The following is a 17,362-nucleotide window of genomic DNA, read 5'->3' on the forward strand; positions in this document are numbered from 1 at the left end:
CGTCCCTTTATTTTAAATTTTCCTTAGCTCTTTCTAATAGTGCTATTAATTCGTCATAGCTTTCTATTTGATTTATCGCTCCCTTTAATGCTGCTCCATTTCTTATTCCTTTTAAATACCAACAAAGGTGTTTTCTAAGCTCAAATAAAAACTTTTTATTTGGATTATCTAATTTCCCTTGAAGCGCATGTCTGATTGCCATATCTAATCTCATCTCTGGAGTAACTTCCGTTATAACATCTCCTGTTTCAAACTTTTCTCTAATCTGCTGTATTAACCATGGATTTCCACATATTCCTCTAGCTAACATTATTCCATCAACTCCTGAATGCTTAACTCTTTCATAAGCATCTTCTGCTGTGAATATATCTCCATTTCCAATGACCTCTATATTAACACTTTCTTTCACTTCTTTTATAAGGTCCCAGTTTGCAGTTCCACTGTACATCTGCTCTCTTGTTCTCCCGTGAATTGTAATATGTTTACATCCAGCTTCTTCAGCTATTTTACCTACTAGTTTATGTTGCTTTAATCCTTTATAACCTACTCTAGTTTTTAAAGATAAATCTACATCTTCAGGTATAGCTTCTCTTATTTCACATAAAATTCTTTTTATTTGATCAGGATCCTCTAATAAGGCTGCACCATATCCATTTTTTATAATCTTATTTACTGGACACCCTGCATTTACATCTATATGCTTTACACCTAACTTTTCTGTTATATACTTTGCACTATAAACCATCTTTTCTACATCTTTACCAAAGATTTGAACAGCTTCACCATCTCTTATTCTTAAAATCTGATTTAAAGTCTTTTCATTTTCCATCTCTAACGCATTTATACTAACCATCTCTGTAAACATCAAATCTGGTTTATAATCATCTAAAATTCCTCTAAATGTATAATCTGTAACTCCTGCTAAAGGAGCAATATATATCTTCATTTTACCTCCAAAATTACACTTTACTATCTAAAAATTTTACCATATTTTCAAGAGTTTTTCAATGTCAAATACCTCGTAGACGGACTCATTGTAACTCTATTTTATTACACTAAAATTATACCATAAAATTTAAAATACCCCAAAATTTGGGGTATTTTTAATCTTTCATTATATCTAATGTTGCTTTTCCATTTAATGTTAAATCTGCAAAAATTGGTTCTTTTCCATATTTTAATTTATAATATGCTGCTTCAGCTATCATTGCTGCATTATCAGTACAATAAGTCATAGATGGATAGTTCACCTTTATCCCTATCTTACTTGCTCTTAAACTCAATTCACTTCTTAATAAAGAGTTTGCTGCAACTCCACCTGCTATTACAATTTGTTTAACTCCTTTATCTTGAGCAGCCTTTAATGTTTTCTTACAAAGTATATCTACTACCTTCTCTTGGAATGAAGCTGATAAATCTTCAGGTTTAAACTCTTCTCCCTTCATTCTGGCTTTATTTACAGCGTTTATAACTGATGTTTTAATTCCTGAAAAACTAAAATCATATCCATCCACTTTAGGTTCTGGTATTTTTAAAGCCTCTTTATTACCCTTATAATAAAGCTTATCAACAATTGGTCCACCTGGATATCCGATCCCCATAACTCTTGCAACTTTATCATAGCTTTCTCCAACTGCATCATCTAAAGTCGCTCCTAAATTTATAAAATTATGTTTTTCATCTATATATACTATATTTGTATGTCCTCCTGATACTACTAAAGCTATACACGGTAATTCTATATTATGTTCAATAAAATTCCCGTAAATGTGAGCTTTTATATGATGAACTGGAATTAAAGGAATATCGTGTCCATATGCCAATCCTTTTGCAAAAGATATTCCCACAAGTAAGGCTCCTATTAATCCAGGTGCATATGTTACAGCTATGTAATCTACATCATCCATCGTTATTTTAGCTTCTTCTAAACTCTCTTCTAAAATTGTAGCTATATTTTTAATATGGTGTCTTGAAGCAATTTCAGGAACAACTCCTCCATATTCTTTATGTATATCTATTTGAGAAGAAATATTATTAGATAAAACTTCTTTCCCATCTTTTAAAACAGCTATCGATGTTTCATCGCAAGATGTTTCTATTCCTAATATAATCATTGATTTCTCCTTTTATACTTTTCTTTAATTATATCATATTTTTTATTAAAATATATAAAAAACTACCTTAGAACTTCTCTGTTCTAAGGTAGTCAAAACTTTACTATTTAACTGATAAACCTCTACTTTTAAATATATTCTTTGCATTTTCAAATCTCTCAGCCGAAAGCTGTTCAACTCCTTTTAAAGGATAATCCATTCCAATCTTTTGCCATTTATATTCACCTAAAGAGTGATATGGTAAAACTTCTACTTTTTCAAGATTATCAAAATCTTTTAGGTAATCAGCTAATTTCCCTAATAATTCATCATTATCAGTGATTCCAGGTACGACAACATGTCTTACCCACATTGGTTTTCCAATCTCCTTTAAATACTTTGCAAACTGAAGTGTTGGTTCTAATTCAACACCAGTTAACTCTTTATATTGTACTGGATCAATTGATTTTATATCTAGTAAAACAAGATCTGCGTACTCCAAAGCTTCTTTAACCTTATCATTAAATAAATACCCTGAAGTATCAATTGCTGTATGTATACCTTCTTGTTTACAAAGTCTCAATAGCTCCTTTACATATTCAGGTTGAGTTAACGGATCTCCACCGGTCACCGTTACTCCTCCTGTTTTAATAAAGTTTTTATATCTACAGATCTCTAAGAAAGTTTGTTCAGGAGTTTCCAAGAATTTTGCATCCTCTCTTTTCCAAGTATCACAATTATGACAGTATTTACATCTTAAAGGACATCCTTGAGTAAACACTACATATCTAATACCTGGTCCATCTACAGTTCCAAAACTCTCGTGTGAGTGAATAAATCCCTTTTTCATTTTCTTAGCACATCCTTTTTTAATTATTACATATTTCCGTTAATTGTTCTTGATATAACGTCTAATTGTTGCTCTTTTGTTAATCTTACAAAGTTAACTGCGTATCCAGATACTCTGATTGTTAATTGAGGGTATTTCTCAGGGTTAGCCATTGCATCCTCTAATAACGCTCTATCAAATACGTTAACATTTAAGTGTTGTCCTCCATCAGCTGTGAAGTATCCATCCATTAATCCTACTAAGTTTTCTACTCTTTCTTCTCTAGATTTTCCTAAAGCTCCTGGAGTTATAGCAAATGTGTAAGAAATTCCATCTTCTGCATGGTGGAATGGTAACTTAGCTACTGAAGCAAGTGCTGCTACTGCTCCTCTTGTATCTCTTCCGTTCATTGGGTTAGCTCCTGGAGAGAATGGAGTTCCTGCTGGTCTTCCACAAGGAGTAGTTCCTGTTTTCTTTCCATAAACTACGTTTGAAGTTATCGTTAAGATTGATTGTGTAGCTTTTGAATTTCTGTAAGTCTCATGAGTTCTGATGTAGTTCATGAATTTCTCCATTATTTCAACTGCTAACTTATCTGTATTATCATCGTTGTTTCCGAATGCTACGTATTCTCCTTCTCTTACGAAGTCAACAGCGATTCCTCTCTCGTCTCTGATTACTCTTACTTTTGCATCTCTAATAGCTGCTAATGAGTCAGCAACGATTGATAATCCTGCAATTCCTGATGCTTGAGTTCTTAAAACTTCTACATCATGAAGAGCCATTTCAAATGCCTCATAAGAATATTTATCGTGCATGTAGTGGATAACTTTTAGAGCATTAATATATACTCCTGCTAACCATTTTAATACTAAGTCATATTTTTCCATTACTTCATCAAAATCTAAGTACTCAGAAGTGATTCCTTCGAATTTAGGTGCTACTTGTGCTCCTGATTTCTCATCTCTTCCACCGTTGATAGCATATAATAAAGCTTTTGGTAAGTTTACTCTAGCTCCGAAGAATTGCATTTGCTTTCCTATTTTCATTGGAGAAACACAACATGCGATTCCATAGTCGTCTCCTAGCTCAGGTCTCATTAAATCATCATTTTCGTATTGGATTGCTGATGTATCTATTGAAACTTTAGCACAGAAACTTTTCCAGTTTGCTGGAGATTTTTGTGACCATAATACTGTTAAGTTTGGCTCTGGAGCTGGTCCTAAGTTGTAAAGAGTATTTAAATATCTGAACGCTGTTTTAGAAACTAAAGTTCTTCCATCTACTCCTTCTCCTCCTAAAGCTTCAGTTACCCAAGTTGGATCTCCTGAGAATAAATCATTGTACTCTGGAGTTCTTAAGAATCTGATAATTCTTAATTTTATGATAAATTGGTCGATTAAATCTTGAGCTTCGCTCTCTGTAATTAATCCTTTTGCTAAATCTTTCTCAATATAGATATCTAAGAATGTTGCAGTTCTTCCAACTGACATTGCTGCTCCATCTTGATCCTTTGTAGCTGCTAAGTATGCAAAGTATACCCATTGTACAGCTTCTTTTGCGTTTGTAGCTGGCTTAGTTACGTCAAATCCGTAAGAAGCACACATTTTAACAAATGCTTTTAACGCGTTAATTTGCTCTGTTATTTCTTCTCTTTTTCTGATGATTTCTTCAGTTAATTCTGGAGCTTCAGCTTTCTTTAATTCGAATTTTCTCTCTTCGATTAATCTATCTACTCCGTATAGAGCTACTCTTCTGTAGTCTCCGATTATTCTTCCTCTTCCGTAAGCATCTGGTAATCCAGTTACGATTCCTGATTTTCTTACAGCTTTCATATCATCTGTATATGCTGAGAAAACTCCTTCGTTGTGAGTTTTTCTGTATTTTGTAAAAATCTCTTTTGTTATTGGATCAATTTCATATCCATATGCATTTAAAGAGTTCTCAACCATTCTTAATCCACCTTTTGGATAGATTCCTCTCTTTAATGGTGCATCTGTTTGTAGTCCTACGATTGACTCGTTATCCTTTGAAATGTATCCAGGTCCATAAGTAGTTATTGATTGAGGAGTTCTAGTTTCTGCATCATAAACACCTCTTGCAATCTCTTCTTTGAACATTTCTGTTAACTTTGACCAAACAGCTTTTGTATTTTCAGTAGCTCCAACTAAGAATGACTCATCCCCAGTGTATGGTGTGTAGTTGTTCTGAATGAAATCTCTAACATTGATTTCTTTCTTCCATAAGTTTCCTTTGAAATCTGACCAGTAAGATTGTAAGTTTTCCATCTTTTTCCTCCTGAGTGGATTATAAATAATATATATTCCAATTATATTTTTCGTTTAAGCCCTGTTAAGCTCAACTTAATTTTCAAGGAGATTATAGCACAAATAATAATTAGTGTCAAACTTTTCCCAAGTTTTTAACGATTAATTTTATACTTATTTAGTGGTTATTTTTTAATTTTTTTTCTACTCTATCTCTTTAACTACCAATTCTCGAACAATCTCACTAATGTTTTTGCTATTTTCTTGGTTTATTTTTCTCAAATCTATCGGTTTTCCTACAGTTAATCTAACTTTTCTATTTGGCTTCATTAAAATACTTTTTCTATTTTGAACAAAAAAGGTTCCATCTATTGTTAACGGTAAAATAATTCCATTAGTTTCTGTAGCTAATTTGAAGCTTCCTTTTTTGAAATTTCCTACTTCTCCTGTTAAAGTTCTTTCTCCTTCTGGAAATATTACAGTTGGATACCCTTGCTTTACTATTTCCACTGCTTTTCTTATGCTTTTTATTCCCTCTCTTGGATTTGATCTATCTAAAAATATACAATTACTCATTTTCATCCACATTGAATAAAAAGGCCAGTTTTCCATCTCTTTTTTAGCAACAAAGCCTACGGGAATACTTAAAGCTGTAACTATAACAGGTATATCTAAATTACTTGAATGATTTGCTACTACTACTATTCCATCATCTAACTTCATTTTTTTGTATGCTGCCTCATCTAGATATACTACTTCTAAATTTATTTTAGCTGCCTTTACTATTCTTTCAGAAAGTTTTTTCAACTCTTTTCTTGCAGCAAATGGAGCTTTATCTTTAGACATCTTTTTTATCTTACTAGCTTTAAATAACGTTAAATACATAAAATTTAGTAGTGCTACTAATGTAACTTTTAATAATGTTAACATTCTTCCTCCCTTTTTTTGATTATAACTCTTTTTATATCGCCATATGAAAACCCTTTTCTCATAAGAGAGGCTATTTTTTTTTGCTCCTCTTTTTCTCCTAGTTTATCCCAAGCTCTAGATAATTCTTCTAACTCATCCTCTTCTTCATAAAAACTTAGTGCTTCTTCTATAACTTCAGAAGTTATTCCTTTTAATTTCAAATCATATATTATTTTTTTCTTACCACATTTTTTAGTCTTTACATATGATATAGCAAATTCTTTATCATCAATATAACCAACTTCTTCTAATCTTTTTATAACTTTTACTATTGGATTTTTTTCCCAATATTTTTGTAATAATTTATTATATATCTCTTTTTTAGTATAATCTCTTTTAGCTAAATAATAATATGAAGTAGAGAGAGCAGCTAACTCTAACACTTGTAAGTATTCCTCGTGAGATAGCTCCTCTCTCCTTTTTAAATCATATTTGTTTACTATTTCGTTATTTAGACCTATACTCAATCCATTTTCAAAGAGATACTTATTCTTCAGTAATCTCTTCAGCTTCAACTTCTTCTCCCTCTGATGTATGTAGTACTATTGTATTTTTTTCTAGAAGTTGGTTTATTTTCTCTTCAATTGCTGCTAATAATTCTGGCTCAGTTTCTAATCTAGCCTTTACATTTTCTTTTCCTTGACCTAGTCTAATATCACCAAAGCTGAACCAAGCTCCAGATTTTGCAACTATATCATTATCTAAGGCCATATCTAAAATTTCTCCTACTCTAGAAATCCCCTTACCATACATAATTTGGAATTTAGCTTCTTTAAATGGAGGAGCTACCTTATTTTTTGTAACTTTTACTACTGTTTCATTACCTATAACTTCTTCACCTTGTTTTACACTTCCAACTCTTTTAACTTCCATTCTTACTGAAGAATAGAATTTAAGAGCTTTTCCACCTGTTGTAGTTGTCTGAGGTCCAAAACTAAATCCACCAATTTTATCTCTAACTTGGTTTATAAATATCATTGTTGTTTTTGATTTATTTATAGAACCTGTTAATTTTCTTAAAGCTTTTGACATTAATCTAGCTTGAAGTCCCATTTGTTGGTCTGACATCTCTCCATCAATCTCTGCCTTTGGAACTAAAGCTGCTACAGAGTCAACAACTATAACATCAATTGCTCCTGATCTAACTAACATATCTGCAATCTCTAACGCTTGCTCTCCAAAATCTGGCTGTGAAATTAATAACTCTTCTACGTCTACACCTAAAGCTTTTGCATATACTGGGTCTAGAGCATGTTCAGCATCTATAAATGCAGCTACTCCTCCCATTTTTTGTGCTTGAGCTACTATATGTAATGCTATTGTTGTTTTTCCTGAACTCTCTGCACCATATACTTCTATAATTCTTCCTCTAGGAACTCCTCCTAAACCAAGAGCTAAATCTAAATTTATACTTCCTGTTGGAATAACTTCAATATTCATACCTTGATTTTCTCCAAGTTTCATTATTGATCCTTCTCCAAAATCTTTTCTTATCTGTTTTAATGCTGTTTCTAAAGCTTTTGACTTATCTGTTGTTGTATCTACTGATTTTTTTGCCATATTCAATTACCTCCCATTTTTTTCTATTGCTTCCATAACCATTTCTGCATTTAATTTTTTCATACAATTAAAATGTTTCTGTGGGCACACTTTATCTCCATGTAAACTGCACGGTGAACAGGGTTCATTTAAATAGATTAATACATTTTTTCCATCATACTCAAACATACCTGGGCTAGTTGGACCAAATATAACAAAAGTTGGGCATTTTACCCCTCTTGCTATATGAAATGGTCCAGAATCATTTGTAACTAAAAACCTAGCTTTAGAAAGTAGTGCTCCACTCTCTTTTAAAGTTAATTTTCCAGCTAAATTTATAGCAAACCCATCTGCAAGATTTTTAATCTCCTCACACATTTCATACTCATTACTTGACCCTATTATAATTGGTTTCTTCCCATATTTATTATAAAGGAGTTTTGACAATTGTGCAAACCCTTCTTTAGTCCATTTTTTAGTTTCCTTTGAAGCTCCTGGGGCTATCATTGGAACATTGTCATATTCTATACAAAGTGTTTCCAATTTTTCTAAATCTTTTTTTTCAAAACTAAAAGTTAAATCCTCACCATTGTACTCCAACCCTAGAACTTTAAAAGCACCAAAATAATTTTTAATAATTGTATCATCCACTTTATATTTTATTGCCTTGGTTTTAACTAAAATACTTTTTAATAAACTTCTTTTTTTATACGTATATGTTTTACTTCCAATTGTATTACTTATAACTTTTGATCTCACTTTAGCATGCAAATCAAATACATAATCATAATTATTTAATTTTAATTTTTTTCCAAATGCTATCATATTTTTTAAACCATCGTGCCTTTTTTTGTTAAATAAAATTAAATTATCTATATAAGGACATCCTGATATTGCATCTTTAAAATTTTCCATAACTAAAAAATCTATAATTATATCTGGATACTTTTTTTTCAGTTCCTTTAAAACAGGAGTAGTCAATATTACATCTCCTATAGAACTAAGTCTTATTATTAAAACTCTCAATTTATCTTTCCTTTCCTCGAATTGCTTTTTTCACTCTTCCAATCCAATGCAGGTAACTATTTAAACTTTTTGCTAATTTATAACTTAGAGTATTTTTATCATAAATATCAATCTCTTTATGACAACTTTCTTCTAAATATATAAATTCGTATGCCTCCCCTGCTTTTCCATATTTATTTTTCATTAATTTTGCATCTATTAAATAAATTTCATTATTTTCTACTATAAAGTTACTTAATTGAGAATCTCCATGTAAATAACCTCTAGCATGTATTTTTCTCAATTCTTTTTCTACTAGTTTTAAATTTTTTTGAGTTGCTGGTTTTCCAGATAAATACGAACTCACTAAAAATGAATCAACACATATTCCAAAAATTTTTCTCTCCCAATACATTATAGGAACAGGTCCTTTAAAACCATTCTCTTTTATTTTTAAATAATTTTCATATTCTCGTTTACTTTCACTTCCCCTAATTAGGGAAGTTATTCTTTGCCATATACGATTATTCTTTTCTTTAGGAATTTTATAAACATATTTATTTCCATCAATATCAATTAATATAACCTTACTTCTATCGTCATTTTTTAAATCTTTAATAACTTTAAATTCTTCTCTCTTAATTTTATTAACTAAATTAAAATCCGCTTCGCTATTACATAATATTTTTTCCATTACACCCTCTTCAAAATTTGTAGAATTTTTTCATAGACTTGTTTTGGTTTTATATCTAACATACATTTAAAATGACCTTTTGGACACTTATCTCCTCCGTGTATTGCACACGGTCTACAAGAAAGATTTTCAATTTCTAAAACTTCACTATTTTTACTCCATGGAAAAAATCCAAACTCTTTCACAGTTGGGCCAAAAATTGCAAGAATTGAGGTTTTCTTAAAAGCTGACGCTATATGTATCGGTGATGAATCATTTGTTAAAACTACTTTAACTCTTTTTAAAACCTCTGCTAATTCTAACAATGTTGTTTTTCCTCTTAAATCTAAAACACCTTGTTGAATATTTACATTTAAATACAACTCATCTTTACCACCAATAACAATAACTTTCTTACCATTTTCTACTAGCAAATCAATTACTTCATTAAAATATTCTAAAGGCCACTTTTTTGTAAACCACTTACTTCCAGGAGCTACTGCTATAATCTCTTGATTGTTAAAATTATTTTCATTCCAAATCTTGTCAACTGCATCAATATCTTTTTTATTTGGATATAATTCTATTGGATATTTTTCTCTTGAATTAGATGGAACCTCTCCTATAAATGACAATAATTTATCCACTTCATGTTTACTCTTATCATAACTTATTTTATCAGTGAATAAGCAAGATCCACTTGCTATATCGTAACCAACTCTCTTAGGAGATCTTGTCAACCACGCTAAAATAGAACTTCTTAAATATCTATGAGGTGTTAAGACCATGTTGAAATTTTCATATCTCAATCTTCTTCCTAAAGCTAATAGCCCTTTAACTCCTGAATGGCTTCCTCTTTTATCATATTCTATTATCTCAGTTACATTTGGATTATTTCTCAAAATAGTGGCACCAATAGGAGTAGTTACATAAGTAATTTTTGCTTCTGGGTATACCTCTTTTATTCTTTTTAATAACGGTGTTGATAAAACAATATCTCCTATAAAAGCTGTATGTATTACTAATATTTTCACGCTTATCTCTCCAATCTATCTATTATTGCCTGAACTATTTTCTCTTTAATATTTTCATTATAAGAATCAAAATCTTTATGCTTATAATTTTCTTTTGTATTTTCATCTGGTATTATATATGTAACATCTTCATTACCAAAAATACCCCACCTCATAGGACTTTGAGTTGCTTTTTTAGGATATAAAGCTACTATACTTTTTTGTAAAGAACCTGCTATATGAGTTGGTCCTGTTGAACCTCCAAAATAAACTTTAGCTCTATTTATAACTGCTCCTATATTTAAAAGTTCTCCTCCATTTGCAAACAGGTATACTCTGTCTCTTCCTATTTTTTCTAAAAGCTTTAATCCTCTTTCTTCATCCGAAATATGTGCTGTTACAATTACATCAATATTTTTTTCTCTATCTATAACTTCTCTTAAAATATCTGCATACTGATCATCTGTTATATTTTTTGCAGAACCACCCATAAACGGATTTACAACTAACACTTTATCTCCAATACTATTATCTTTGAAAAATTTTTCAGCAGCTTCTAAGTTACTTTTATCTAGAAAAATCTGAGTATTTATTTCAAATCTATCTTCAAAAAGTTTTTTATCAAGTTTTTTTATTAAATCTAAATTGTATTCTGCTTCATGTTTTATTGATTTAGATCTTTTTTGTAAAACACCTTTATTAAAAGTAAAAAAAGATTTTATTTTTGATAAAGGTCCTATTTTTATTTTAGCTTTACTTGCTTTTGCTAATTCCATTACAAAATTATCAACATATAAAGCTATAAAAACATCGGCATTAAAATATTTTATTTTTTCTAAAAGTTCTTTTTGTCTGTATCTATCTATTTGAACAACTCTATTTATATATGGCAAATTTTTTACTATATTGTAGTTATAATTTCTCACTAATAAGGTTATTTCAGCTTCAGGATACATTTTTCTAATCATAAAAAAACTAGGAATTGATAGAATTAAGTCACCTATTTTATCCGTTCTTGCTATTATTATTCTTTTGTAAGTATGAGCCATTCTTATACATCTCCCTCAGTTTAAAATATTTTATCATAGAATACATCGAACTTGTTGATGCTATGACAAAGCCTTCAATACCATCTAAAAATCCTAATCTAAAAATATACATTTTCAAAAATTTATATATTGGATTTACTACTATATCTAATATACTCACTTTTTTATTTTTTTTATAATAGTCCTTTGCACCTTCTGTTGTATATCTATTAAATCTATTAAAATAATCTTCCATAGTTAAATATGAATGATGATATATATTTTCTTTTATTTTAAAGATCTCTTTATTTGCTTTAAATTCTTCGTGAACTATATTATCATTAAATTTTCCAGAACCTTTTTTAAATAATCTTATTGCATAAGATGTTCCCCATCCTCCATGCTTTATTTGTTTTCCAAAGCAAACTGATAACCTATTTATTTTAAAAATCTCTTTTTTATTGTTAATATCTGATGTTATTTCTATTATCTTTTTTTTTAACTCTTTTGATATCTCTTCATCTGCGTCTATATTTAAAATCCATTCATTTTTACACTTCTCTATAGCTAAATTTCTTTGTGGTCCATAGCCCTTCCAAGATTCTATATAGAACTTTGCACCAAACTCTTCTGCTATACTCTTTGTAGCATCTGTTGATCCACTGTCTACAATAACTATTTCATCCGCCAATCCTTTAACTGATTCTAAAGTTTTTCTCAATATTTTTTCTTCATTAAAGGTTATCATTGCAACAGATATCTTCATTTTTTCACCCTTTCTTTTTTACTACTTACTCTTAATTATACCAAATAATATGTTAATTTACAAAAAAGTTTTGTAATAAAAAAAGAGATAAGGTACTTCTACCTTATCTCTAAATTTCAAAGAATTACTTAGCTTCAGCTGTGAAGTCTAATGATGCAAGTCTTTGATATTGTCTCCATCTTCTTTGAGACTCTGATTTATTTTTAGCAAATAAATCTTTTGCATGTTCTGGTTTAGATTTTGCTAATGTAGCATATCTAACTTCTCCCATTAGATAATCATTGTAATTATCCCAGTTAGGTTCTTTACAATCGATTTGAAGAGGGTTCTTTCCTTCTTTTTCTAATAATGGATTATATCTGAATATTGGCCAGTATCCACACTCTGTAGCTTTTTTCATCTCAAGTTGACTGTTACCCATTCCATTCTTTAATCCATGACTTATACAAGGAGCATAAGCTATGATTAATGATGGTCCTGGATATGCCTCAGCTTCAGCAATTGCTTTTAAGTATTGAGCTTGGTTAGCTCCCATAGATACTTGTGCAACATAGATATGTCCGTAAGACATTGCAATAGCAGCTAAATCTTTCTTCTTATTAGGTTTTCCTGCAGCTGCGAATTTTGCTACTGCTCCTGTTTGAGTTGATTTAGATGCTTGTCCTCCTGTATTAGAGTAAATTTCAGTATCCATTACTAAAACGTTAACGTCATCTGAAGAAGCTAAAACGTGGTCTAATCCTCCATAACCGATGTCATAAGCCCATCCGTCTCCTCCAAATATCCATTGTGATTTCTTAACAAGATATTGCTTCAACTCTAAAATTTCTGTTGATACTCCACAGTTACATGCTTCTAAAGCTGGAACTAATCTATTTCTGATTTCTTTAGTTTTATTTCCATCTGCTCTATTTTCAATCCACTCAGCAAACATTGCTGCAACTTCTGGAGAAACATTTGCCATGTTTTCTTCCATTATTGTTTGAATTCTATCTCTCATTGTTTCAACAGCTGTTGCCATTCCGTATCCAAACTCTGCGTTATCCTCAAATAATGAGTTACCCCATGATGGTCCTTCTCCACAGCTATTTGTTGTATATGGAGTTGATGGTGCTGATCCTCCATAAATTGAAGAACATCCTGTAGCGTTAGCTATCATCATTCTGTCTCCAAATAATTGAGTTATTGCTTTAATATAAGGAGTTTCTCCACATCCTCCACAAGCTCCGTGGAACTCAAATAATGGTTGTGCAAATTGTGATCCTTTTACTGATGTTTTTGGCATAAACTCATCTTTATATGTTACTTCGTTGAATAAGTAGTCAGCATTTTCTTGCTCACCTTTTTCAACTTCTTGTCCAATAGGTACCATAACTAAAGCTTTCTCTTTAGCTGGACATACGTTAGCACATAGTCCACATCCTGTACAATCTAATGGAGATACTTGGATTTTATACTCTAATCCTTCTAACCCTTTTCCAATTGGAGTTTTTGTTTTTAACTCGTTTGGTGCTCCTGCTTTTTCCTCAGCTGTCATTAAGAATGGTCTTATAACTGCGTGTGGACAAACATATGAACATTGGTTACATTGGATACAGTTTTCAGATTTCCACTCAGGAACGTTTACTGCAACTCCTCTTTTTTCGAAAGCTGTTGTTCCGTTCTCAAATGTTCCATCTTCATATCCTAAGAATGTAGAAACTGGTAACTCTTCTCCTTTTAAAGCATTTATAGGTTTTGCAATTTTCTCTACAAATGACTCTAATTTAGATGTTGATCCACATCCACATCCTGTACAAGAGCAAGCTCCTTTTTCTTCAACAACTTCAGTTGTTAAGTTAGCCCATGAAGGATCAACTGTAATTTGAACTAATTCTCCAGCTCCTTTATCAATAGCTTCATAGTTCATTTTAACAATTGCGTCACCTTTTTTAGCATATGACTTTTCAGCATATTGCTTCATATAAGTTTGTGCATCTTCAAATGGAATAACATCTGCTAATTTAAAGAATGCTGATTGCATTATTGTATTAGTTCTTCCTGCTAATCCTATTTCTGCTGCTAATTTATTAGCATTTATAATGTAGAACTTAGCGTTTTTCTCTGCTAATTGTTTCTTAACTGAATTTGGTAAATGAGCTACAACCTCATCTTTATCCCATACACAGTTTAATAAGAATGTTCCACCTTGCTTTAATCCACCTATCATATCGTATTGTGTTAAGTATGCTGGTACTGAACAAGCAACGAAGTTTGGTGAAGATACTAAGTAAGTTGATTTAATTGGATGTTTACCAAATCTTAAGTGAGATCTTGTTGATCCTCCAGATTTCTTTGAGTCATATGCAAAGTATCCTTGTGCATATAAATCTGTTTTATCTCCAATAATTTTAATTGAGTTTTTGTTAGCTCCAACTGTACCATCTGATCCAAGTCCGAAGAATAAGCACTCTCTTACTCCTTCTGCTCCTGTTTCAATGCTTGGTCCAACTTCAAGAGATTTGTAAGTTACGTCATCGTTGATTCCAACTACAAATCCATCTTTTGGCTCATCTTGCTTTAAGTTATCAAATACAGCTTTCATTTGAGCTGGTGTTGTGTCTTTTGAAGATAATCCATATCTTCCACCCACGATTACTGGAGCGTTTTCCATTCCATAGAATAATCCTCTAACGTCCATGTATAAAGGCTCTCCTAATGCTCCAGGTTCTTTTGTTCTATCTAGTACAGCAATTTTCTTAACTGTCTTAGGGAATACATTGAAGAAGTATTCAGCAGAGAATGGTCTATATAAGTGAACATTGATAAGTCCTACCTTTTCTCCTTTTCCTACTAAATAATCAACTGTCTCTATTAATGTTTCACAAACAGATCCCATAGCAATAACAATATGCTCTGCATCTGGTGCTCCATAATAGTTAAATGGCTTATAATCTCTTCCAGTTACTTTTGAAATTTCTTCCATATAGTTAGCTACAATTGCAGGTACTGCATCGTAGAATTTATTTTGTACTTCTCTAGTTTGGAAGTAGATATCGTCGTTTTGAGCTGTTCCTTTTGTTACTGGGTGCTCTGGGTTTAAAGCTCTTTCTCTGAAAGCTTTAATAGCATCCATATCTACTAATCTCTTGAATACATCAAAATCCATTACTTCAACTTTTTGAATTTCGTGTGAAGTTCTGAATCCATCAAATATATTCATGAAAGGAACTCTTGATTTAATAGCTGCTAAGTGTGCAACTCCTGATAAATCCATTACTTCTTGTACTGAGCTCTCAAATAACATAGCAAATCCAGTTTGTCTAGCTGCATAAACGTCTTGGTGATCACCAAATATTGATAACGCTTGTGCTGCTAACGCTCTTGCTGATACGTGGATAACTCCTGGTAAAAGTTCTCCAGCTATTTTATACATATTAGGCACTTTTAATAGTAATCCTTGTGATGCTGTATATGTTGTAGTTAAAGCTCCTGCCTGTAAAGATCCGTGAACTGTTCCAGCTGCTCCTGCCTCTGATTGCATTTCAACAACTTTTACTGGAACTCCAAACATATTTTTCATTCCTCTTGATGCCCACTCGTCAGTGTACTCAGCCATTGGCGATGATGGAGTTATTGGATAAATACCTGCTACTTCTGTAAAAGCATATGATGCATATGCTGCAGCTTGGTTACCATCCATAGTTTGCATTTTTTTAGCCATTTGAATTGTCCTCCCTTTTTTAATTGACTCTAAAGTTAACTCTATTTTACGAGTATTCTTATTAATTGTCAATTAAAGTTCTCGATTTTTTTAAGAAATTTTTAAACTAATTCAACCAAATATAATTTTTTACTGACTAATATGTTTATTTATTAAACAACTTTCAACACTTATTACTTTGTAGCGTTTACAATTTCGTAAGTATCTCTAGCTATTACTAACTCTTCATTTGTAGGTATTTTGAATGCTTTTACCTTAGATGTTTCTTTAGTTAAAAGAACATTTCCTTTTTGTCTCTTAGAGTTAACTTCTTTATCTAATTCAACTCCGATAAACTCTAATCCTCTTAAAACATCTTCTCTAACTTTTCCAGAATTCTCTCCAATTCCTCCTGTGAAGCAAATTGCGTCTACTCCACCCATTTGAGCTGCATAGTTTCCAACATATCCTCTTATCTTGTAAGCGAACATATTCTCAGCTAATAATGCTCTTTCATTTCCTGCTGCTGCTGCGATTTCCATATCTCTACAGTCTGAAGACTCTCCAAATACTCCTAAGATTCCAGATTGCTTATTCATTCTGTCGTCCATTTCTTTATCTGATAATCCTCTTTTATTCTTTATGAATAAAACTGCTGCTGGATCGATATCTCCACATCTAGTTCCCATCATAATTCCTTGTAATGGAGTTAATCCCATAGTTGTATCAATACATTTACCATTTTTAACTGCAGATATTGATCCACCGTTTCCTAAGTGACAAACGATTATTTTTGATTCAGCTGGATTTCCTAATAACTCTTGAGCTACTCCTGAAACAAATTTATGAGATGTTCCGTGGAATCCATACTTTCTAACTTTTAATTCTGTATAATCCTCATATGGTAATGCATACATGTATGCTTCTTTTGGCATTGTTTGGTGGAATGATGTATCGAATACTCCAACATTTGGCTTTCCTGGCATTAATTCTTGCATTGTTCTAATTCCTAATAAGTTTGCAGGGTTGTGTAATGGTGCCAACTCTGAACACTCTTCCATAGCTGCCATAACTTCTGGAGTTACTAATACTGATGAAGCAAATTTCTCTCCACCGTGTACTACTCTGTGACCTATTGCATCAATCTCTTCTACTGATTTTATTACTCCATATTCTGGATTTGTAATAGCATTTATTACTAACTCTAAAGCTTCCTTGTGAGTTGGCATATCTTGCTTTATTTCGATTTCAAAATCGTTAGCTGGAGTTTCATACTCCATTTTTGATCCTTCGATTCCTATTCTTTCGCAAAGTCCAATTGCAAAAAGCTCTCCTGATTCAGGATTTAATAATTGGTACTTTAGAGATGAACTACCACAGTTAATAACTAAAACTTTCATTAAATTTACCACCTTAATTTTATTTTTTATTTTAATATATTTGATTTGTAAGGAGTTAAAACTCCTTACAAATTTTTACCTTAATTTAAATTATCGTC

At 31.5% G+C, this 17,362-nt stretch carries 14 protein-coding genes; all 14 read right to left on the reverse strand.

What is annotated here, in order from left to right:
- Positions 1-7: 7 nt before the first annotated feature.
- The 14 genes from dusB to HMPREF0202_RS11555 all read right to left on the reverse strand — a co-directional run bounded on the left by dusB (position 8) and on the right by HMPREF0202_RS11555 (position 17,264).
- A complete protein-coding gene (gene dusB / locus HMPREF0202_RS11490; RefSeq protein ID WP_023050965.1) occupies positions 8-946 on the reverse strand; it encodes a tRNA dihydrouridine synthase DusB in 939 nt (312 codons plus the stop codon).
- 157 nt (positions 947-1,103) lie between these two features.
- Positions 1,104-2,114 carry a tRNA (adenosine(37)-N6)-threonylcarbamoyltransferase complex transferase subunit TsaD gene (gene tsaD, locus HMPREF0202_RS11495; RefSeq protein ID WP_023050966.1) on the reverse strand — a complete coding sequence of 337 codons (1,011 nt, stop codon included), beginning with the start codon at positions 2,112-2,114 and terminating at the stop codon, positions 1,104-1,106.
- 103 nt (positions 2,115-2,217) lie between these two features.
- A complete protein-coding gene (gene pflA / locus HMPREF0202_RS11500; protein ID WP_023050967.1) occupies positions 2,218-2,943 on the reverse strand; it encodes a pyruvate formate-lyase-activating protein in 726 nt (241 codons plus the stop codon).
- A gap of 26 nt (positions 2,944-2,969) precedes the next feature.
- Positions 2,970-5,210 carry a formate C-acetyltransferase gene (pflB, locus tag HMPREF0202_RS11505; RefSeq protein WP_023050968.1) on the reverse strand — a complete coding sequence of 747 codons (2,241 nt, stop codon included), beginning with the start codon at positions 5,208-5,210 and terminating at the stop codon, positions 2,970-2,972.
- Positions 5,211-5,393: 183 nt separating this feature from the next.
- Entirely contained in the window at positions 5,394-6,119 is a 726-nt protein-coding gene (locus HMPREF0202_RS11510) for a lysophospholipid acyltransferase family protein (RefSeq protein ID WP_023050969.1), read from the reverse strand.
- Positions 6,113-6,673, reverse strand: coding sequence for a regulatory protein RecX (locus HMPREF0202_RS11515; RefSeq protein WP_023050970.1), 561 nt, complete (start codon positions 6,671-6,673; stop codon positions 6,113-6,115). Before HMPREF0202_RS11515 ends, HMPREF0202_RS11510 begins: the two co-directional genes overlap by 7 nt.
- Positions 6,645-7,718 carry a recombinase RecA gene (gene recA / locus HMPREF0202_RS11520; RefSeq protein ID WP_023050971.1) on the reverse strand — a complete coding sequence of 358 codons (1,074 nt, stop codon included), beginning with the start codon at positions 7,716-7,718 and terminating at the stop codon, positions 6,645-6,647. The genes HMPREF0202_RS11515 and recA overlap by 29 nt, the downstream gene beginning before the upstream one ends.
- 6 nt (positions 7,719-7,724) lie before the next feature.
- Positions 7,725-8,723 carry a glycosyltransferase family 9 protein gene (locus tag HMPREF0202_RS11525; protein ID WP_023050972.1) on the reverse strand — a complete coding sequence of 333 codons (999 nt, stop codon included), beginning with the start codon at positions 8,721-8,723 and terminating at the stop codon, positions 7,725-7,727.
- Between the two features lies 1 nt (position 8,724).
- Positions 8,725-9,396, reverse strand: a complete 672-nt coding sequence (locus tag HMPREF0202_RS11530) for a lipopolysaccharide core heptose(II) kinase RfaY (protein ID WP_023050973.1) — start codon at positions 9,394-9,396, stop codon at positions 8,725-8,727.
- Complete coding sequence (waaF, locus tag HMPREF0202_RS11535; RefSeq protein WP_023050974.1) at positions 9,396-10,409, reverse strand: lipopolysaccharide heptosyltransferase II; 1,014 nt, start codon at positions 10,407-10,409, stop codon at positions 9,396-9,398. The genes HMPREF0202_RS11530 and waaF overlap by 1 nt, the downstream gene beginning before the upstream one ends.
- A 2-nt stretch (positions 10,410-10,411) precedes the next feature.
- Complete coding sequence (locus tag HMPREF0202_RS11540; protein ID WP_023050975.1) at positions 10,412-11,437, reverse strand: glycosyltransferase family 9 protein; 1,026 nt, start codon at positions 11,435-11,437, stop codon at positions 10,412-10,414.
- Entirely contained in the window at positions 11,394-12,182 is a 789-nt protein-coding gene (locus HMPREF0202_RS11545; RefSeq protein WP_023050976.1) for a glycosyltransferase family 2 protein, read from the reverse strand. Before HMPREF0202_RS11545 ends, HMPREF0202_RS11540 begins: the two co-directional genes overlap by 44 nt.
- Positions 12,183-12,306: 124 nt before the next feature.
- Entirely contained in the window at positions 12,307-15,885 is a 3,579-nt protein-coding gene (gene nifJ, locus HMPREF0202_RS11550; RefSeq protein ID WP_040407386.1) for a pyruvate:ferredoxin (flavodoxin) oxidoreductase, read from the reverse strand.
- 173 nt (positions 15,886-16,058) lie between these two features.
- Entirely contained in the window at positions 16,059-17,264 is a 1,206-nt protein-coding gene (locus HMPREF0202_RS11555; RefSeq protein ID WP_023050978.1) for an acetate/propionate family kinase, read from the reverse strand.
- Between the last annotated feature and the right edge of the window lie 98 nt (positions 17,265-17,362).

It is taken from the genome of Cetobacterium somerae ATCC BAA-474 (genome assembly GCF_000479045.1).
GTDB classification, from domain to species: domain Bacteria; phylum Fusobacteriota; class Fusobacteriia; order Fusobacteriales; family Fusobacteriaceae; genus Cetobacterium_A; species Cetobacterium_A somerae.